General features: G+C 41.0%; 18 protein-coding genes. 7 read left to right on the forward strand and 11 right to left on the reverse strand.

What is annotated here, in order from left to right; all coding sequences use genetic code 11:
• Positions 1–46: 46 nt before the first annotated feature.
• Complete coding sequence (locus BLP52_RS13245; protein ID WP_091710967.1) at positions 47–796, reverse strand: hypothetical protein; 750 nt, start codon at positions 794–796, stop codon at positions 47–49.
• A 462-nt stretch (positions 797–1,258) separates the two neighbouring features.
• On the opposite strand from BLP52_RS13245, the gene BLP52_RS13250 reads away from it, so the two are divergent.
• On the forward strand, positions 1,259–1,966 hold the full coding sequence (locus BLP52_RS13250; protein WP_154717888.1) for a winged helix-turn-helix transcriptional regulator: 708 nt from the start codon (positions 1,259–1,261) through the stop codon (positions 1,964–1,966).
• On the opposite strand, the gene BLP52_RS13255 is transcribed toward BLP52_RS13250, so the two are convergent.
• The 6 genes from BLP52_RS13255 to BLP52_RS13280 form a co-directional block, all read right to left on the reverse strand.
• Positions 1,958–2,578, reverse strand: coding sequence for a methylenetetrahydrofolate reductase C-terminal domain-containing protein (locus BLP52_RS13255; RefSeq protein WP_091710969.1), 621 nt, complete (start codon positions 2,576–2,578; stop codon positions 1,958–1,960). The genes BLP52_RS13250 and BLP52_RS13255 overlap by 9 nt on opposite strands.
• A complete protein-coding gene (gene folP / locus BLP52_RS13260) occupies positions 2,575–3,810 on the reverse strand; it encodes a dihydropteroate synthase (protein WP_091710970.1) in 1,236 nt (411 codons plus the stop codon). The genes BLP52_RS13255 and folP overlap by 4 nt, the downstream gene beginning before the upstream one ends.
• 88 nt (positions 3,811–3,898) lie before the next feature.
• A complete protein-coding gene (locus BLP52_RS13265) occupies positions 3,899–4,759 on the reverse strand; it encodes a tetrahydrofolate dehydrogenase/cyclohydrolase catalytic domain-containing protein (RefSeq protein ID WP_091710971.1) in 861 nt (286 codons plus the stop codon).
• 45 nt (positions 4,760–4,804) lie between these two features.
• Positions 4,805–6,040 carry a serine hydroxymethyltransferase gene (glyA, locus tag BLP52_RS13270; protein WP_091710972.1) on the reverse strand — a complete coding sequence of 412 codons (1,236 nt, stop codon included), beginning with the start codon at positions 6,038–6,040 and terminating at the stop codon, positions 4,805–4,807.
• A 76-nt stretch (positions 6,041–6,116) separates the two neighbouring features.
• Positions 6,117–6,725: a phosphoribosylglycinamide formyltransferase gene (purN, locus tag BLP52_RS13275; RefSeq protein WP_091710973.1), complete on the reverse strand. Its 609-nt coding sequence runs from the start codon at positions 6,723–6,725 to the stop codon at positions 6,117–6,119.
• A gap of 112 nt (positions 6,726–6,837) precedes the next feature.
• On the reverse strand, positions 6,838–7,806 hold the full coding sequence (locus BLP52_RS13280; RefSeq protein WP_091710974.1) for a transcriptional regulator: 969 nt from the start codon (positions 7,804–7,806) through the stop codon (positions 6,838–6,840).
• A 249-nt stretch (positions 7,807–8,055) separates the two neighbouring features.
• Between BLP52_RS13280 and BLP52_RS13285 the strand changes: the two genes are divergently transcribed.
• Positions 8,056–9,954 carry an ATP-binding protein gene (locus tag BLP52_RS13285; RefSeq protein WP_091710975.1) on the forward strand — a complete coding sequence of 633 codons (1,899 nt, stop codon included), beginning with the start codon at positions 8,056–8,058 and terminating at the stop codon, positions 9,952–9,954.
• 67 nt (positions 9,955–10,021) lie between these two features.
• A complete protein-coding gene (locus tag BLP52_RS13290) occupies positions 10,022–11,326 on the forward strand; it encodes a tRNA(Ile)(2)-agmatinylcytidine synthase (RefSeq protein ID WP_238380841.1) in 1,305 nt (434 codons plus the stop codon).
• A gap of 17 nt (positions 11,327–11,343) precedes the next feature.
• Here BLP52_RS13290 and BLP52_RS13295 read toward each other — a convergent pair whose 3' ends face one another.
• The 3 genes from BLP52_RS13295 to BLP52_RS13305 form a co-directional block, all read right to left on the reverse strand.
• Positions 11,344–12,123 carry an NAD+ synthase gene (locus BLP52_RS13295; RefSeq protein ID WP_091710977.1) on the reverse strand — a complete coding sequence of 260 codons (780 nt, stop codon included), beginning with the start codon at positions 12,121–12,123 and terminating at the stop codon, positions 11,344–11,346.
• Positions 12,124–12,170: 47 nt separating this feature from the next.
• Positions 12,171–12,878, reverse strand: a complete 708-nt coding sequence (locus tag BLP52_RS13300) for an RAD55 family ATPase (RefSeq protein ID WP_091710978.1) — start codon at positions 12,876–12,878, stop codon at positions 12,171–12,173.
• Positions 12,879–12,956: 78 nt separating this feature from the next.
• Positions 12,957–13,667 carry an RAD55 family ATPase gene (locus tag BLP52_RS13305; protein WP_091710979.1) on the reverse strand — a complete coding sequence of 237 codons (711 nt, stop codon included), beginning with the start codon at positions 13,665–13,667 and terminating at the stop codon, positions 12,957–12,959.
• A 112-nt stretch (positions 13,668–13,779) separates the two neighbouring features.
• On the opposite strand from BLP52_RS13305, the gene BLP52_RS13310 reads away from it, so the two are divergent.
• Positions 13,780–14,259 (forward strand): NOB1 family endonuclease, encoded by a 480-nt coding sequence (locus tag BLP52_RS13310; RefSeq protein ID WP_091710980.1) that lies wholly within the window; start codon positions 13,780–13,782, stop codon positions 14,257–14,259.
• A gap of 53 nt (positions 14,260–14,312) precedes the next feature.
• A complete protein-coding gene (locus tag BLP52_RS13315) occupies positions 14,313–14,924 on the forward strand; it encodes an orotate phosphoribosyltransferase-like protein (protein ID WP_091710981.1) in 612 nt (203 codons plus the stop codon).
• Positions 14,925–14,961: 37 nt separating this feature from the next.
• On the opposite strand, the gene BLP52_RS13320 is transcribed toward BLP52_RS13315, so the two are convergent.
• Entirely contained in the window at positions 14,962–17,085 is a 2,124-nt protein-coding gene (locus tag BLP52_RS13320) for a DHH family phosphoesterase (RefSeq protein ID WP_091710982.1), read from the reverse strand.
• Positions 17,086–17,491: 406 nt separating this feature from the next.
• Between BLP52_RS13320 and BLP52_RS13325 the strand changes: the two genes are divergently transcribed.
• A complete protein-coding gene (locus tag BLP52_RS13325; protein ID WP_091710983.1) occupies positions 17,492–18,256 on the forward strand; it encodes a slipin family protein in 765 nt (254 codons plus the stop codon).
• 11 nt (positions 18,257–18,267) lie between these two features.
• Entirely contained in the window at positions 18,268–19,617 is a 1,350-nt protein-coding gene (locus BLP52_RS13330) for an NfeD family protein (RefSeq protein ID WP_091710984.1), read from the forward strand.
• Positions 19,618–19,636: the final 19 nt, after the last annotated feature.

A 19,636-nucleotide genomic window follows, 5' to 3' on the forward strand; every position in this document is an offset into this window, starting at 1 on the left:
CGGTCTAACACAGTGCAAGTTTCAATCAAGTTTGTTTAATTTGCCTTTAATATTCGTTAGCACTAGCATACCACGTGAAACTGGGATATGTTCCTGCTGGAGATTTTACCTGTACCCCAGCAGCATTAAATCCTACATCAAAAGTGCCTGTTCCACTAGCAGACCACTTTGATTCAAACTGAGTTGTAGTGAAAACATTAGGATATAACTTGCCATCGGGATCAGTGAATGTTTGAGATATTGAAGCAACTACTGGCACGGATAATCCAAGTGTAAGTGTCTTAGTCTCACCACTTTCTGTATACACCGTTCCACTTGGTGACCAATCAACAATTTCTCCATTATTAATATTTTTGATACCCGTTTTAATCCATTTCAATGGTAATGGCACATTAAGCTTATCAGTAGATTGTACCCAAATAACGAAATAATCATAATCAGGGTCATTTTCATTATCGACAGAATACATTCTGTAGGACATCAATTGCTGGCCATAGATGTTACTTGTATCTGATGCATCAGACCCTATTAATGTTAATCCACTTGTAGAAGGATTGGGGTTACTTAATGAACGTATGCCAATATCTGATTCATTTAGTAGTATTTCAGGTTTAGAAACATGCTTACTCACCGAAATTCCACCACCATCAAAATTATTTACTTCTTTAGCACTCACAGCCGGTACAAACGCCATGCTAACCAGCAACGTTGCCGCAAGCATCATGCTTAATCCAAATATAATATATGTTTTCATCATTTCACCTTTTGTTTTGTCCCAAAAAGCAAAATTTGACAAGCTTTAAGTATCCTCAAAGCCAACCATAACCTTGCCTTAGGGCGTTCCGGGGTTCAAGTAGACTCTGCAAGTTTAGTTTGAACCCCACCCCACATTATTATAATGTGACATCGTAAAATTATTTGTTGTTTTATTTATCTATTGTGGCCATCGTTTAAACTGAGTATGCAGAACATATAATTTATAATTATAAATTTAATACTTGTCTCGGTTATTTTTTTATAATTCTGCCGGTATGTTACGTTTTCTACGTGGGGTACTTTATGTAAAATAATGTGGTATATTTGATGACGTAGTATTTTGAAATTAGTTGGAATGATTGGCCATAATCTATATATCTTATATTTGTTATCTTCAACCAGTTGTTTGTTTAAACGTAGAACGCATCGACAAATGATGTGATGGTGGGGGATCCATTATTTGAAAATAAGGTTAAGCAACATTTTGAAAATCTTGGTTTTTTTGTTATTAATTGTATGCGGCTGCCTTATTGCAAGTGCCGAACCTTACGTTACTTTTGAGCCAGTAAAAGACATTCCTCGGGAGAATGTACATGATACTGGATGTGATGTTAATCTTACTTTCCGGGATCTTCCCCTTAAACTCAAATTTATATGGGTAGGTTGTACGATCTGGTTTCTCATAGTCTCACTGGGAAAATTCATTCCACTGATTCTGGGGAAAATGGCTTGTAAAAAAGGTGAAAAGAACAGGAAAAAGATACTTTCGTATGTGTCTGAAAATCCCGGATGCTCGGAGAGCGATATTCTTTCTGATTTGGAGATGAAAAGAGGAACGTTCAGGTATCATGTAGATAAGCTCCAACTTTCAAATCTCCTTGTTGCTATCAGGCAGGGGCGCTTCATCAATTATTTTAGTAAGGGTAATTCTAATGAAAAATCTCTGCAAGCCTCTGTTTCTAATACACAAAGTGATACCAGAAAATGCGTTCTGGAAACAATATGTGAAGAACCCGGTGTGACTGGTAAAGAATTATCAGAAAAAATAGGTGTTGACAAGAGTACCATTCACTGGCACATAACCAAACTGAAAGATGAAAATGCAATTCGTGATGAAAAAGATGGCAGGTACAGGAAATATTATCCAGCAAGCAACTTTTCAGCTATTCAGGACAACAACAATAACAAATTCGCAGTTATGTCAGACTGACTTTTCAGTGCCTTCTTCAGCATCCCATGTGATATCAAGCAGGTCAAGTCTTCCTATTTTCTCAAGCCTGTTGCAGATGAGTTCCCATGCACAGTCCTTTTCTGGATCAACTTCGCATTTTCCTTTTACTGAACCTCCACAGGGTCCGTTCAGCAAATGCTTGGGACACAAACTCTTCGGACACACACTGCCAAAATAATATATCTTGCATTTACCACACATGGCACAGAGTTCAGGAACAACTTCTCCCTGAGTTTTTCCTCCAAGGGATACAGTGTCATTTGATGGATAAACCGGTACATCTACAACACCTGCTACAATAGAAACTCCGCTTCCACAGGCCATTACAAGAATAGTCTTAGCATCCTTTATGGCGGGATTCTTTTCAACAAGTGAATCATATGAAGCTACACTGCAGGCAGCGCTAGGGATTACCCAGCCAACTACATGCTTTCCTGCATCTTCAAGGCGCTGGCACATCTCAAGAACTTCAGGCTCACCGCCAACGTGTATCTTTGCTGCACATGCATTGCAGCCGACAACGAAGATATCATCCTCGTCCTTCAGTATTTCAAGTATCTCTTCAAAGGGCTTTGCAGATGAGATTATCATAGTTCCCTCAGGTAACCATGCTCTACATCCATGTCATTTTCAAGCACTTCCGCAATCATCTCTGCAATCAAAGGAAGGTTGCGTGCCTGGAATGAGAGCTTATGGACCAGTTTCTCAAATTGTAATATAGTTCCAATTATGAGCACATCTGTTTTGTCGGTTTCGTGTGACACTGCATCACGCTCAAGGGCAGCATCTCCACCTCTTGCAAGAATCTCCTGCTTGATGATCAGTGCCTCAGTGGTTGTAATATTGTTTACACGAACAACCTTGCTTACGGTCTTGTTCTTCATGACCTTTGCACCGGAACCTGTAACTTTCATGCTTCTCATGAGATATTCCGCATCATCAGGATGGGTTATATCTGAAATGCTAACTTCAAAATCGCCTTCCTTAACAACGGGTTGTCTTCTTCTCATTGCAGCTGCTACCTCAACAACATCCTTTGTTTCAGCGACATCGTGTGTTCTTACAATATGGGCGCCCTTGTGAATCACAATTGCAGTTGCAGCAAGGCTTCCGTACAGCCTTTCTTTTGCAGGTTTGTGTAACACAGCATCGATACAGGATTTTCTTGATACTGCTGCAAGCAGTGGCCTGCCAAACACTCTTAGACTCTCGAACTGGTCTATGGTCTCAAAATCAAATATCGGGTCTTTTTCAGGTATCCATTTACCTACTGCAGGGTCAAGAATAAGTTTACTGGTGTCGATGCCTTTTGAATCTGCTTTGCTTATTATGTTAGCAAGTGACTGCATGATTTCATCCATTCCAATGGGGTCACCAGGAACTTCTTCCGATGCCATAACAACAGCAGGACAATCGTATTCAGCAACAACATCCATCATCTCAGGATTTGTTGTAAACCCGGATACGTCATTGACAATATCTGCACCATGTTTCAGGGATTCTTTTGCAACACTGGCATAAACAGTATCTACAGAAATGAGCGCATCCACGTTTTCATTCAGCAGTTCCAGCGCAGGGATCATGCGATTAAGTTCTTCTTCCTCGCTGATTATCGGATTTGCCATGGGCCATGTTGAACGGGCACCAATATCAAGTATAGTTGCACCGTCATCTATCATCTTTTGTGCAACATCAAGAAGAGAGTCATTACTAACAACAGAACCTTTGTAAAAGGATTCCTTGCTAAGGTTGATGATACCCATAAGTCTTACAGGATGCTCGTCACCAACTTTCAAGCCACATATGTCTACATCAACAACCATTATTCAACCTGGTAGTTTTGATTAAAGATAAATGGGCAAAACAGTTTTGCCAAAATAGTATTCAATTAATAAAATATAAGTGTGCTTATCAGATGTTTGAAGCTGCCATAAGCACGTGTTCCATAAGAATTGCAATGGTCATCGGACCAACGCCTCCAGGAACTGGAGTTATCAGTGAAGCTTTCTTCACGACATTATCGAAATCAACATCACCGTAAACCTTACCTTCTTTTTCGCTGATCCCTACGTCAAAGATCACTGCACCTTCTTTTACCATATCGGCTTTAATGAGGTGCATCACGCCGGTTCCAACTACAAGGATATCTGCATCAAGGGTGAACTTTTTCAGGTCATCGGTGAAAACGTGGCATACAGAAACCGTTGCATTCCTGTTAATGAGCATTGCAGCCATTGGTTTTCCAACAACGTTGCTGTGTCCTACAATTACTGCGTGTTTTCCCTGGATTTCTACATCATACTCTTCAAGTGCTCTGATAACACCTTTCGGGGTACATGGTACAAGTCCTTCATCACCAATGAGAAGTTTACCCATATTGTATGGGTGGAAACCATCTGCATCTTTCGCAGGATCGATTGCAAGCATTGCTGATTTATCATCAAGGTGTTGTGGAAGAGGCAACTGGAGGAGAATTCCGTGGATATCCTTCCTGACATTCAATTCCTGAATACGCAGTATAAGTTCTTCCTGTGTTATGGACTCAGGCATATTGTGATCTTCTGCGTGTATGCCGACCCGGTCACATGCCTTGTGTTTAAGGCGGACATACATCTTGGAAGCAGGGTCTTCGCCAACAAGTATTGTTGCAAGTCCGGGTGTAATTCCCTTTTCTGCCTTTAGCCTGTCAACTCCCTGTTTTACCTGATCTTCCACTTTCTTTGACAGGCTCCTGCCGTCTATCTTCCTGGAATCGTAGTTCTCTTCTGCCATTATGCAAACACCTGATGTAGTTTCTATACAGCCTGCGTTTTTAAATTACTTGTAAACAGGGAATCCGCTGCACATCTGCTCAACATCGGAGTTGACACCGTGGAGGACTGAATCATTGTCAAGGTTGTTAACTACCTCTGCAATGTATCCTGCAATTTCCTTCATCTGGTCTTCCTTCATTCCTCTTGTTGTTGCTGCAGGTGTACCAATTCTGATTCCGCTTGTGATGAATGGGCTTCTGGTCTCAAATGGAATGGTGTTCTTGTTAAGGACAATTCCTGCCTTGCTCATTCCTGCTTCAGCTTCTTTCCCTGTGATGTCGAACTTGTTAAGGTTTAGGAGCATTACGTGATTGTCAGTTCCACCGGACACGATATCGAAATCTCTTGCCTGAAGTTCCTTTGCAAGGACATCTGCGTTCTTAACTGTCTGAAACTGGTCTTCCTTGAACTTTTCACCAAGTGCTTCCTTGAATGCAACAGCCTTAGCGGCAATGATATGCATGAGTGGTCCACCCTGGATTCCAGGGAATACTGACCTGTTCAGGTCCTTTGCATACTCTTCCTTACACATTACCATTCCACCCCTTGGACCTCTGAGGGTTTTGTGGGTTGTGGTTGTGACAAAATCAGCGTATGGTACTGGACTTGGGTGTGCACCTGCTGCTACAAGACCTGCGATGTGTGCGATATCTGCAAGGAGGTATGCTCCCACTTCATCAGCGATGTCCCTGAATGCTTTGAAGTCAAGGGTTCTTGAGTATGCTGAGGCACCGCAGACGATCATCTGTGGCTTGTGCTCTTTTGCCATTGCCATGAGAGCATCGTAGTCAAGAGCTTCAGTCTCCTTGTCAACACCGTATGGTACTATATTATAGAGCTGTCCTGCAAAGTTAACAGGGCTTCCGTGTGAAAGGTGACCACCATGTGTGAGGTCCATTGACATGATGGTGTCACCTGGCTTGATAACTGAGAAATAACATGCCATGTTAGCACCGGAACCTGAGTGTGGCTGCACGTTAACATGCTCAGCACCGAAGATCTTCTTTGCTCTTTCAATAGCAAGGTCTTCTGCAATATCTACAAATTCGCAGCCGCCGTAGTAGCGCTTTCCTGAGTATCCTTCTGCGTATTTGTTTGTCATGACAGAGCCCTGTGCTTCCATTACAGCACGGCTTGCATAGTTCTCTGATGCTATCAGGTTCAGCTTGTAATCCTGACGGTTTGCTTCAAGCCTTAAGGCTTCTGCAATATCCGGGTCAATTTCTGAGATGTAAGACATTGTTACCACGTTAAAGATTGTATATGTTTTTGGAATCCTGACTTGCCAGGACAGTATTTGGTTAATATGAGTTAATTTATGTGTGTACTACAATTCGACCTTCCACTTTAAGTTTACCCTCAACAAAGAGTTTCACAGCTTCCGGGAAAATCTTGTGCTCCTGTTCAAGTATGCGGGCTGCAAGGTCATCTGCAGTATCAGTGTCAAGTACAGGAACACATTTCTGTATAATTATCGGTCCAGTGTCCATTCCTTCATCGACAAAGTGAACTGTACAGCCACTGACCTTCACACCATATTCAAAAGCCTGCTGCTGTGCATGAAGTCCTTTAAAAGAAGGGAGCAGTGCAGGATGTATATTTATTATGCTGTTACGGTATGCTGCTATCAGGTCTTTACCAACAAGACGCATGTATCCTGCAAGGAGCACCAGTCCGACATCATTGTCTTTCAGTACTTCCATTAGCTCTTTTTCGTATTCCTGTTTTCCTGAATAGTCCGAAGGGTCAATGAACACATCAGTAATTCCGTGATTGCGTGCACGCTCAAGTGCATACGCGTCACCAACATCGCTGATAACAACGGATATCTTTGCATCCTTTATGTATCCGTTTTCGATATTATCTATGATAGACTGTAGATTCGATCCTCTTCCTGAAACAAGTACTGCAATGTTGGTAGTCATTGTTAGTTCTAAAAGGGATTTCTGTATATTAGGGTTTTGGAATTGTCAAAAAAGCGAAAATATACTGGGAAAGTTTCTCCTGATTTGTTACCATTGAAAGAGACTTTAGCGTTCAAATATTGATGTTGTGTTTCTTTGTTCTTTCATCAATAAGTTCAGCAAGCTCCTCTGAACCAGACAATTTATCCAGCTCGGTCTTCTCAATAAGTACGGTATTTTCCACAGTCTCAGATTTGATCTGTCCATTGATGATAAAAACCGATTTTGTCATTGTAACACAGGAAATACTGCTCATCAGGTCTGCACGCTTTATCATTGCACTGCTGTAAGTGCTGACTCCTGTAAGCAGTGTATCGGAAGTATCCTTTGAGATAGCTTTAAATGGTGCCTGGCTTGTGGACATTACCTGATATCCCAGAGCATTGAGCATACTGAGAATACCGTCATCCGGTTGAGCCTCAGCGGGCTTTTCCTGTTTTGCTTCCAGATTTATACGCTTCTCAAAACACTGGAGTATATCTATGGACTTTGCAAGTGCCACGTCCAGCAATTCCTCAAGCTGAAGGACAATATCAATTGATGCATCCATTCCGCCTTCTTCATATTTACTTATGGTCCTTCTTGAAACCCCAAGTTCTGTGGCAAGTGCTCCAAGTGACATTGCAGTTCTTTTACGTGCTTCCTTAAGCACATCCCCGTCAATAGATACATAAAGTCCTCCGGGAGCTGCGGATACAAGCGGCGGGACATCCTCTACAAAATAGTCATAAAGTGTCTGAACATTCACAGCAGGAATATCGTAACGCATGTATACCACGCTGTCTTCCAGCATCTGATCTCTGGTTTTGGCACCAATAAGAACAGCAGTTCCTCCAAGATAACGTGCAAGGCTTTTCATTTCTCTTGCAGTTTCTTCATTCAGACCATCTATATTATACAAGACCTTGTAAAAGATGAGAACATCCCCTTTTCTGGCTGCAAGGTCAAAGCTCCGTGGACGAATGTTGCATCGTTTTGAGACCATAAAGCCGGCTTGTTGTAATACATCAATAATCTGATGTATGAGGATGTCTTTTGTCATAGGTAAATAGCCATTGTTTGCACATCTATATATAGTTATCTTGACGGTATCATTTAAATACAAACTTGCAATCCTTATGAATGCAACATTATAATATTTTATGAGTAAATTATTTATCTAATGTGCAGAAATAATGTTGTATATACAATAACGTGTTATTTTTTATGATAGTTGGTGCATTGCTTGTTGAATGAAAAATACGGAACCAGAAATATAAAATATCTATATTTTATTTGAGGGGTATTTCTGATGTCTGCACTTGAGAAAGCTTTTCTCAATACTAAAAATGTTATCGTATTCTCTTTCCTCTTTGGAATTCTATCCTGGTTAATTGATGCATTATTGGACTACGTTTTTTTCTCGGAGAGATCATTTGCAGATAGCTTGATCTTCGGTCTTTCAACTCATGAAATGTACATGCGCCTTTCAATGTTCTTCATTATTCTGTTGTTCGGATCAATTATTTCCTTCTTTGTCCATCAAATGCAGGAAATGAACAGTGCTATTGTAAATGAAAAGAACAAATCTCATAAGATCATGAACATTCTGCCAACAATTATCCTTTTTCTTGATACTGAAATGAATGTTTCATGTGTCAACAGGAAGATTCTTGAACTTACAGGGTACGAAGAAGTCCGGATATCAGGTAATAAATGGATAAACCTTCTTTTTCCAGAGGAATTCAGAGCAGAAGTATTATCCTACTGGGACAAATTCGTATCAGGAGAGATTGGTTCTGTCGCTGGTCTTGAATCACCTATTATATGTTCAGACGGTTCTATAAGGTATGTTCTTTGGAATGCTGTTTCTTTTATTGATGACAACGAGAGGTTTGCTGGTGTCACAATATCAGGTGAAGATATCACTGATAGAAAAATTGCTGAAAAAGCACTTCTAATGGACGAATCCAGGCTTGAAGCCCTGGTTGAACTAAATCAATATTCAGATTCTACAATAGAAGAAATACTTGACTTCTCACTTGAAAAAGCAGTAAACCTTACAGAAAGCAGTGTAGGTTATGTTGGTTTTGTGAATGAAACTGAAGAAACTTTCTCCATGTATTCCTGGTCTGAAAAATCAGAAAACGGTTATGGTATAAAAGCGCTAAATAAGAATTTCAGTATAAAAAGGGACAATCTATGGGGCATGATCGTAACGCAGCGTAAGCCTATAATATCAAACACGTATCCTGATGATTCTCCTATCAAAAAAGGTTTACCTTCAGGACATGTGAACATTCGCAATTATCTGTGTATACCAATATCAGATTCCGATAATGTTGTCATGATAGCAGGTGTCGGTAATAAGAATGGTGAGTACGACAGTTCCGATATAAGACAGATAACACTCCTGATGGAAGGTACCTGGAAGATCATACAAAGGAAAGAGAGTGAAGAACAGATAAGATCCTATGCAAGGGAAGTTGCTGAGAACAACAAGGAATTGGAATCCCTTGACCGCATGAAAGACGAGTTCATGGCAAACATAACACACGAACTGAAAACCCCACTTATTCCTATTAAAGGATACAGTGAGCTTCTTTTTGAAGGGCACCTGGGTTCACTGGACGATGATCAGAAAAAAGGTATAGGTGTGATCCTTCAGAATGCTGACAGATTGCATAAACTGATCGACTCTCTATTATATATGCAGAATATCCGTACCGGAAATATACAGTATCATCTTGATTCCGTAGATATTGTAAATCTACTTGACAATGTGATCGATGAGATGCTAATTTTTAAAGACAGAGATGTCCCTGAACTGAAAAAGGAATACTCTCCCTCCCTGCCTTTTGTTTGTGGTAATATTACCTATCTGGAGCAGGTTTTTTCACACATACTTGAAAATGCCTTAAAATTCACTTCATCTGATGGTTTGATAACAGTTGTGGCTTCCCATGAGAATAAGAATATACGCATTATTGTAAGGGATACAGGCATAGGGATATCCCCGGATGAAATGCCTCACATCTTCAAACGATTCTATCAGGTAGATGGATCACTGACACGCCGTTACGGTGGAAATGGTCTTGGCCTGTACCTTTGTAAAAGTGTGGTGGAGGCTCATGGCGGTTCTATCCGTGCATTTAGTGAGGTTGGAAAAGGAACTGAGATGCATGTCCTTTTGCCGATCATAGAAGAGTAAAATGTCAGATAATTTACGTTCCATAGGAATCATTTAACACTAATCAATTATATCTGCAATTGGTCAAATGAGCAGTGAAATCACTAAAATGGTCATTGGGATCGATGACACTGATTCCAGGGAAGGAATGTGCACCACATATCTATGTGCTCTTTTAAGGGATGAGCTCTCTTCCTTTACAAAACTTATATCAGATCCAATACTTGTGCGCCTTAATCCCACAATTCCTTACAAGACCCGTGGAAATGCATCAGTGGCACTGTTCATTGAATGTGGTGATAGGGAGAGAGTTATCGGGCACGTTAAAGAAAAAATAGCTTCAATGGCATGTCTGGACAATGAGAATACTAATCCGGGTGTTGTCTTTGTTGATGAGGAAAAGTTCAATGCTGTCAGGGATAAGCTACGTTCTTTTTTTAAACGTGCAGTCAAAGATGTGATCACAATAGATGAAGCAAAGGAACTTGTTTCTGAACTAGATCTTGAGTTTCAGGCTTTCAAGAATGGTAGAGGTCTTATTGGCGCTCTTTCTGCATGCGGAGCCATGCTTGATCCTGAATGGGACCATACTTATGAGTATCTTGCTTACAGGAAAAAAGATGTATGGGGTACCAAACGTTCTGTTGATGAAAGCTCTCTTTTTAATGCTGACAGGCAAACATATCCTGACACATGGGATACAGTTGATCTTGTAAACAACATTGTAGTCTGCGTACCACATTCAGGTGACCCCGTTCTTTATGGAATAAGAGGGAAGGATGTTTCATCTGTGGAAAAAGCTGCTTCTTTTGTAGTTTCAGAGCCAGTAGAACGCTTCTGCATCTATCGTACAAATCAGGGAACTGATATGCATTTGATATCAGTTTCATCAATTAGTGAAATTGAGGAAATGCGTTCCTATATTCTGGAAGGTGAGGTTTGTTCAGAACCTGTGACTATCAGGGGTGGACATACAATATTCATTCTTAAAGATACAGCAGGTGATATCATTGACTGTGCTGCCTTTGAACCAACAAAGAACTTCAGGGAATTAATACGTAAACTAATATCTGGTGACAAGGTGCTTGTTTATGGCAGTGTTACTGAAAATACCATTAACATCGAAAAGATAAAGATCACTGACTTGTCACCAGCCTATGAAATTAGAAATCCCCAATGTCCTTCCTGTGGAAAAAGAATGAAATCAGCAGGTTCTGGTCAGGGTTACAGATGTAAGAAATGTGGAACCAATTCCGAGATTCCTGAAAGAACAGAAATCAAAAGGGATATTGTTCCGGGATTCTATGAAGTTCCACCATGTGCAAGACGTCATCTTGCAAAACTACTTCTGCGGTTTGAAAATGAGGATCTGCCAGTGTTTCCTGGCAGGTGAATGAATTTAACTTCAATTTATCTTAGTGATTTTAGCTCTGCTATTGGAGCAGATTTCTGTTTGTGCAGGTTTGCATTAATTCTTTTGAGAACTGAATCTCTTTGAGTTACACTCATTCCAAGAGTATTCTGGGCTACCTGAGGCGTTTCACCTTCAAGTAAAAGCGCAAGGAACCTGTCTACAAGTTCATATGTTATTCCAAGCTCGTCCTCATCTGTCTGGTCAGCCCAGAGCCTTGCAGACGGAGCTTTGGTGATTATGTCTTCCGGAACTCCCATAAGCTTTGACATTTCCCTTACCTCTGTTTTGTAAAGGTCACCTATGGGTTCAAGGTCAACTCCTCCGTCACCGTATTTAGTGAAGTATCCTAGAAGAATTTCAGTTTTATTACCGGTTCCCATAACCATTCTGGACATAATATTTGCATAATAATAGAGAACTGACATTCTTATTCTGGCTTTGAGATTACCGTTGGCTTGGGAGTTTGCCTCTGAACCTTCAGGAATTGAGTTAAGATATCCTGCAAGTATTTCCGATATGTCAACAGTCTTGAATTCAATTCCAAGTCTTTCTGCAACTTCAGTGGCATCCAGTACATCCTCGGCAGGTGTCAGAGTGAGTTCAGGCATGTGTATTCCTAGAACATTTTCCTTTCCAAGGGCTTCAACTGTCAGATAGGCTGTAAGTGCTGAATCGATTCCTCCACTAAGACCTACAACAGCACCTTTTACGCCTGCTTCTGTTGTTTTATCTCTTATGAACTCAACTATGATGTCTTTAGCTTTTGAAATATCCATTTTTATCAGCCCTGGCAGTGTTTAATTGAGAATGTTCCCAATAATATTTATTTATTGGTCTTTGCGTGTGACAGTTTAATCCCCTGTCCTGTTATGTTATAGTTTAGTATCTCAAGTGAGATCTCTGTATCTCGCATTTTAGGAATGTAAATGAATCTTTCCATTTTGCCGGTATAGGGATTTTCCTTAATCATCAAACGGATGGTTCCGCTAGTAGAATATTCAGATATCCTGTGAGTGAGTTCATGTGCAGTTTCATCCATTATTATCAGAGAAGTCCATTTTGATTCAGAGAACAGATAAATGAGGGTATCCAGTTTATCCCTGAATACATTCAGTTCTTCTCCTATTGAAAAAGTACCAATGTTATCAATGACAACTACCTCGATGTCTTCAGGAATGATATATTTGATATTGCGTGGATCACTGGTATTTGTGATAATATTTGCGTACTTATCTTCCATACCCTCTATTCTTTTTTCAAGCACACGTATCATTGTAAGCTGGTTGCTTTCTACAAAAGGTTCAATGTCAAGTCCAACAGTTTTCCCATGCCGCACTATCTTTTCAGGAGTTTCTTCAGTTGCCAGCATTGCACATTTTTTCCCTTCCATGCATGCATTGTAAAGAAAGTGCAACCCAAATATTGTTTTACCTGTGCCGGACTCTCCTGTTAATAAATAAGACTCCCCTGCAGGAAATCCTCCCTGTATTCTCTTATCTATCTCAGGAATTCCTGTAGATATCCTTTCCATAATTAACACCACGTTTTTCTTAGTAAAATCTGATACATGTCACATAAATAGTAGCTTCAATAACCACAGAACTTTCTCTTATCTATTGATCTTTGGTGAAAATAACGTGATCCCTTCTTCAGTAATATCGTAATTGATCAGTTCCAGAGTGATCTTTGTTCCTCTCATCTTAGGAATGAACATGAACCTTTCCATCTTACCTGTGTAAGGGTTTTCTTTGAACATCAGTTTGATGGTCCCATAAGTGGAATATTCAGCGATATTATGCGTAAACTCATGTGCTGCAGCATCCATTATCATGAGTGAGGTTCTCTTTTGTGTGGAAAGCAGGAATGAAAGTACTTCAAGTTCTTCTTTGAATGTTTTAAGATTCACTCCGATGGAAAATGTTCCCAGGTTGTCAACAACAATTACGTTCACATCATCATCAATTATATGGGCAAGGTTATTCAGTGTGTCAATATTCATAAATGTGTAGCTGTCCGGATCTTCTTCCATATTCATTACTCTCATCTCAAAGAAACGTATCATTGTAAGTTGTTTGTTCTCAATGAATGGTTCCAGATCAAACCCGATAGCTTTTCCATGCTCTACTATCTTTTCCGGAGTTTCCTCTGTTGCCAACATGATACATTTTTTCCCTTCAAGACAGGCATTGTACAGGAATTGCATTCCAAATATTGTTTTTCCTGTACCGGGTTTACCTGTGATGAGAATGCATTCCCCTTCAGGGAACCCTCCCTGTAATCTTTTGTCAAGGTTCCTGATGCCGCTAGATATTCTTGCCATGAAATGTTCCTCTTGAGTTTATATGTATTTACAAGTATATATTCAATTGTGTAACAATTGCAACAACGCTGGACAAAGAATTAATCTATATTCAGAAAGTATCTGGCATTATATGGAGTACTACATCGCAGATTCTGCAGTCTTTATCATGGGTAGCGGAATAGAACCTTATCGTATCATAACCATACCTTCAGTTGTAAATGAGCTGAAAAGCAGCGAGGCTGCAATGCGTTTTGATCTTGCCCGGGAAAGTGGTGCAAGGGTTGAAATGCCAGAGGATTCTTTCCGCGAAAAGATCCTGCAGGTTGCCAACGAGACAAAAGACTGTGAAGAATTGTCCTCAACTGACATTGATATATTAGCCAAAGCTCTTGAATACAAAGGAAATTCAGTTCTTCTGACCGATGACTATGCAGTCCAGAATGTCGCAAAGGTCCTGGGACTTGAAGTAAAACCCGTGGCACAGAAAAGGATCAAGGATGTTCTGGTGTGGCAAAAGCAGTGTACAGGCTGCCGGAGGAAATTTGACAGCGGTGATGTATGTCCTGTTTGTGGTTCTCCCTTGAAGAAAAGACGCAAAAGAAAAATATAACATCTCTGTTGATATATTACATATAAGGTTAAAGATGAATATACGGGATACATATGAAGAATATTGATAAATTGATCCAAAAAGCCCTTGAATTGCAGGCAAATGGTCTTGTTACAAGGCAAATTGCAGATGAGCTTAACGTTTCCCGGGAAACCGTCACATGGCTTCTGACCCGCGCAAAAAAGGAAGAAGTTTCCTCTGCACCAAAAGACATTTCTGTCAACTGGAGCAGCATAGGAAAGAGTGCATTCAGGATGCGTCATGTAGGAATTGCCATGTGTGACATGGTCCTTGATACAGTAGAAGCAACGGGCAATGAAATTGATCTGGTGGTAGGAATTGGCCTTAGCGGAGTACCTCTTGCAAGCCTGATTGCAGAAGAGCTCAACACCGAACTTTCAGTTTACCATGCTTACAATGAGCAGGGCGATGATTCCAAGCTTAATGGTGCCTTCAGCAGGAACTTTGCCGGTATCAAAGGAAAGAAATGCATCATAGTGGACGATGTAATTACAACCGGTAACACAATGGCTGATGTTGTAACACATCTGCGTAGTTCAGGTGCCAAACCTCTGGCAATTGCCGTACTTGTGGACAAGAGTGGCTCAGAGACCCTCTCCGAAGTGCCTGTGCACTCTCTTGTACGCATCACACGTGTAGACTGATTAAAAAAGAAATTATTTTTTTGTATTTCAGTAGGAGTTATTCAACTCCTACGGAACCTATTTTTTCAACAAGTTTAGAAAGCACTTCTGTGCGCATACCCTGCACGAATTTGATACTTCCGACTACCAGGTGTCCTCCACCGTTGACACCGCCACCTTGCACTTCCTCATAGAGTTCCCTTACCATCTGTGGTATGTTCATCAGAACCCCTTTTGAGCGGATTACAGCAAAGTCCGGTCCGTACCCTATGGTTACGACAGGTTTGCCATCGTATTTCTTACAAAGTTTGTCGTGGACTTCACCTGATGTCTTTCCTGGTGGTGGGAATGTGAATGTATGTGCATAGTTCTCCACATCAAGGACATTAAGGATTGCTCCATTTGGAAGGTCCTGGGATTTCACATGTGCCATACAGACATCCATCTGTTCGGCTATCATCTCGTTTGCCTGTTCGCAAAGCACATTGACAAGGTTCTTGTGTACCGTGTGGTCACCAAAATCCAAGATATCATCAACAATACCTTTTCCAGTGTTGAACTTAAGCCAATATGCTGCAAAATCAAGGGCAAGTGCCATGTCTCTCAGGTTCTGCTCGGTATACTTATCAGATACAAGTTCTATGTATCTCTTTGCCTCTTCCGCTTCTGAGCGGTCACCAAGAGCAGCTACTGCAGGAAGGTGTCTTATCTCGTTCTCAACGTTAACGTTAATCATGCGTGCCACTTCGGTACAGAGCATACCTGCTGTCATACCAAAGTCTCCTCCGACGTGTGCAGGGTTAACATGGGTTAACAGGTATTCATCAACCACATCGTCAGGGTGATGGTGGTCCATGACTATCATCTGGATGCCGTATACCTTTGCCTGCTTCATTGCAGCCACGTTCTCGTTGGATGATCCATTATCCACACTTATGACAAGGGGCATCTTCTGTCCATGTCTTGCCACATCTTCAAGGGCAAAGCCTATATCACGAACTACATCGGTCACTTCATAGAACGGTGCTTTTGAAGGCGCACGTTTGTAGAAGTAATATTCCCCGTCAGCTCCATTTACTTCTTTAATCAGAGGGATGATGGCTTTCTCAATTGACATTGCAGCAGTCATACCATCAGCATCTGCATGGTGGCGCAAAAGTATAGGCGTGGATTTAATGATCGCCTTTCTGATTTCCTTTGCAGCCTTTTTCATGATTGGCCTGAGATTTTCAAGAACCTCACTCTCTACCATGAATTCAATCTCATAAGGCTCTGCTCTTTTGTCGATAGCATCTTCTATACGCTGGAGGATCTCAGCTTCCTGTGGTCCGCTCAGCTTTTTAAGACTCTGGATCTCAAGCTGGAAACTGTCACCACGGGCTGTTATTTCCCCAGTGGCTGCAACGATCATATCAGCTTCTATTTCAGGATAAGCTCTCTCTCCTGCGCTCTCAAAGGCAGCACCGGAAACCTGTCCTGTTTCATCTGCAATTGTGAATATGGTAGGTCCTGCAGTCTGCTTGATCTGTATTACCTCTCCCTGCACCTTTACTTTCTTACCCACCATCTTTGACATTTCGCTGGCAAGTATAATAGGAAGCTTCTTCTCAAGTTCAATGGTCTGGTATTCTTTCAGTTTACGTGGAACCAGATCCATTTTTCCTCTTGGTTTTATCTCCTTTAAGCTAACAATGACATCCTCGCCAACTTCCAGGGTTCCATTCATGTTACTGGAATGAATAAGGCCCCTAAGATTGGAATTAAGGTCAACGAAAACACCGAAATCGGCAATGTTTCTCACTGTTGCATGGTACATTTTCCCGACTTCAAGCTCATCAAGGGTGCATGTGTTGTCAAGTTTGTAAACGATCTGCTTCTTTGCGCATGACTGGCATACCTCATCTCCATCATAAAGTCGGTCCATTTCTGTTCCACATACCTTGCATTTGTAAAATACGCCTTTACCAGAGCATGCAGCACATTTTTCTCTCTCTTCTATTTCTCCTGTCCCGCCACAGTTGTTGCAGGAAGAACCATTTTTCAAGAAATTAGCCATGTCCTTCTCAGAAAGCTTCATTAGATCTACGGACTTTGATTTTCCTGTCCCTTTGCACTCGGGGCATTTGGTAGTGCCTGTTACACTATAGCCTTTCCCGTTGCATTCATTACATTTCTCGCTCATTGTATCTAGTCTTAGATAGTATATATTGGATTTATGTGTTTGCTTGTTATCTTGATTGGTGAAAAACAAAATATTTATATTGTCTATTTATATATTCTTCTCAGCATATCGTTTTTCTACAGTTTGTTTGAAATTATTAACGTCAAAATCAATCACATTAATAAACGATAAATGAGTTCTATTATCTGTTGGGTCTGAAATGTTATTTCAATAATAACAATGCTTTCATGCTTTCGTGTACATCCCCTCAAACAAGTACTCAGACCCAGCCTTCTATATCTTTTCTATTGTTTTAATTTCCTGAAGCGATGATTTTGTACTCTCTCCACCGGCATATTTTTAAGAAGTAGGCTCTTTATATCTATTTAATAAGTTCTCTGTTTCTTCTTCAGGAGAGTGGCAAAATATGGCTTTAATCGACATTATTTTTCCGTTAGCTATAGTGGCAGTTCTCATATTGTCCAAAGCTATCAAGATCGTTAATGAATATGAACGTGTAGTAATCTTCCGTCTGGGAAGGTTAAGTGGAGTTAAAGGCCCTGGTCTGTTCCTTATTATCCCAATAATTGATACGGTTGTAAAGATAGACCTACGTGTAATAGCAATTGATGTACCAAAACAGGCTGTGATCACCAGGGATAATGTAACAGTGGCAGTTGATGCTGTTGTCTACTATCAGGTAGTTGACCCTTCCAGGGCAGTCAATGAAGTTGAGAACTTCAGGTACGCAACTGCAATGCTCTCACAGACGACCCTCAGGGACGTTATAGGTCAGCTTGAACTTGATGACGTACTTTCCAACAGGGAAGATGTCAACAGGAACATTCAGGAGCAGCTTGACATTTCCACTGATCCGTGGGGTATCAAGGTTACCGGTGTGACCCTGCGAGATGTAAGTATTGATGAGACAATGCTTCGTGCCATTGCAAAGCAGGCAGAGGCAGAGCGTGAGAAGCGTTCACGTATCATTCTTGCAGACGGTGAATTCATTGCTGCTACAAAGATGAAAGATGCGGCACGTCTTTATGAGGAAGTACCTGTTGCAATCAAACTCAGGGAATTGCAGACATATGCTGAAATAGCAAGGGAAAAGAACATGATTGTTGTGGCCAACTCCGCGAATGTTGGAGAAGTTGCAGCTCTTTCAAAGGCATTTGCCAAGAAAGAGTGATTGGAGGAATCATGTTACATAAGTGCCGGTCATACCTGAGCACTTTTCTTTTTTTAACATTGCTCTTATCTCTGTTCTCAGGTAATGCATGTGCTGCAGGACAACAGAAGGTTCTGGTTGTTGATATCTCGGATTCCATCACTCCTGTAACTGATAATATTGTAGCGGATGCTATTGCTTTTGCAGAAAATGGTGACTATGAAGCTCTTGTTATTACTCTCAATACTCCCGGTGGTAACCTCGATGAAACCCTGAAAATAATCGAGCAAATTGCTGCAACTGATGTGCCGGTAATAGGATATGTCTATCCCGAAGGGACTAAAGCATGGTCTGCCGGTACTTTGATACTCATCAGCACTGACGTTGCTGCAATGGCACCTTATACTATTATAGGTTCTGCGCAGCCGGTTGCAGTGACTGCAACTGGTAGTGAGCCTATAGAAGATGATAAGATCATCAATGCCATTGTCAAAAGGGCTACGGAGAATGCAAAAATGCATGGTCGTAACGAGACGGCGGCAGAGGAATTCATAACAAAGAACCTGAACCTTGATCCTGAAACAGCTCTTGATTACGGGGTCATCGAATATGTTGCATCGGATATTCCGGATCTTCTGACACAGGTTAATGGAATAGAAGTAAAAGGAAAGGTTCTTGACACGGATGGTGCGTCTATTACTTATTATGAACCATCTCTGAGACTGGCTTTCATGGGAATAATCTCCAATCCACTTGTTTCCTCGATGCTTCTGCTTCTCGGTGTTTATGCAATTATACTTGGAATTTCACACCCAGGCTTTGGTGCTGAATTATTCGGTTTGATTGCTATTGCTCTGGGACTTATCGGAACCGGGTTTGATGTGAATGTAGGTGCACTGTTCCTTGTTGTCGCCGGTGTGATCCTGTTGGTACTTGAATTCCAGGCTCCCGGATTCGGGGTCTTTGGGATTGCAGGTTTTGTATGTATAATAGCAGGCAGCATTTTGCTGGTTCCTACTGATTTTCCAAATAACTACACTCCGGCAGAATTCCAGCGTTCGCTGATAATATCCGTAGCAACGCCGACAATAGTAATCGGACTTTTCTTTGTGTTCATCATTTACAAGGTATTTGAGGTCAGGAGGAAGAAACCACTGTTTGGTGAACTTATTGGCGACATGGCTCTAGCACTTGAACCAATTGGAAACGGTCAGACAGGATACGTTCTGCACAGGGGACAACACTGGAAAGCACGTTCATCTGACATAATTGAAAAAGATGACAAGGTAACGATTCTTGAAAAAGACGGTGTTGTACTTGTGGTTGAGAAATTGAAAGATAAATCAAAGCCTGAAAATCAGGTTGATGATGAGGTAAATTAAAAATAGAATGTGGAGTTTC

Source organism: Methanolobus vulcani (assembly GCF_900100715.1).
Taxonomy (GTDB): Archaea; Halobacteriota; Methanosarcinia; order Methanosarcinales; family Methanosarcinaceae; genus Methanolobus; species Methanolobus vulcani.

Excerpts from the sequence above, each read along its gene's own strand:
- BLP52_RS13255 (WP_091710969.1), bottom strand. The coding sequence starts at position 2,578 with ATGATAATCTCATCTGCAAAGCCCTTTGAAGAGATACTTGAAATACTG.
- folP (WP_091710970.1), bottom strand. The coding sequence starts at position 3,810 with ATGGTTGTTGATGTAGACATATGTGGCTTGAAAGTTGGTGACGAGCAT.
- BLP52_RS13265 (WP_091710971.1), bottom strand. The coding sequence starts at position 4,759 with ATGGCAGAAGAGAACTACGATTCCAGGAAGATAGACGGCAGGAGCCTG.
- glyA (WP_091710972.1), bottom strand. The coding sequence starts at position 6,040 with ATGTCTTACATCTCAGAAATTGACCCGGATATTGCAGAAGCCTTAAGG.
- purN (WP_091710973.1), bottom strand. The coding sequence starts at position 6,725 with ATGACTACCAACATTGCAGTACTTGTTTCAGGAAGAGGATCGAATCTA.
- BLP52_RS13280 (WP_091710974.1), bottom strand. The coding sequence starts at position 7,806 with ATGACAAAAGACATCCTCATACATCAGATTATTGATGTATTACAACAA.
- BLP52_RS13285 (WP_091710975.1), top strand. The coding sequence starts at position 8,056 with ATGTCTGCACTTGAGAAAGCTTTTCTCAATACTAAAAATGTTATCGTA.
- BLP52_RS13290 (WP_238380841.1), top strand. The coding sequence starts at position 10,022 with ATGAGCAGTGAAATCACTAAAATGGTCATTGGGATCGATGACACTGAT.
- BLP52_RS13295 (WP_091710977.1), bottom strand. The coding sequence starts at position 12,123 with ATGGATATTTCAAAAGCTAAAGACATCATAGTTGAGTTCATAAGAGAT.
- BLP52_RS13300 (WP_091710978.1), bottom strand. The coding sequence starts at position 12,878 with ATGGAAAGGATATCTACAGGAATTCCTGAGATAGATAAGAGAATACAG.
- BLP52_RS13305 (WP_091710979.1), bottom strand. The coding sequence starts at position 13,667 with ATGGCAAGAATATCTAGCGGCATCAGGAACCTTGACAAAAGATTACAG.
- BLP52_RS13310 (WP_091710980.1), top strand. The coding sequence starts at position 13,780 with ATGGAGTACTACATCGCAGATTCTGCAGTCTTTATCATGGGTAGCGGA.
- BLP52_RS13315 (WP_091710981.1), top strand. The coding sequence starts at position 14,313 with ATGAAGAATATTGATAAATTGATCCAAAAAGCCCTTGAATTGCAGGCA.
- BLP52_RS13320 (WP_091710982.1), bottom strand. The coding sequence starts at position 17,085 with ATGAGCGAGAAATGTAATGAATGCAACGGGAAAGGCTATAGTGTAACA.
- BLP52_RS13325 (WP_091710983.1), top strand. The coding sequence starts at position 17,492 with ATGGCTTTAATCGACATTATTTTTCCGTTAGCTATAGTGGCAGTTCTC.
- BLP52_RS13330 (WP_091710984.1), top strand. The coding sequence starts at position 18,268 with ATGTTACATAAGTGCCGGTCATACCTGAGCACTTTTCTTTTTTTAACA.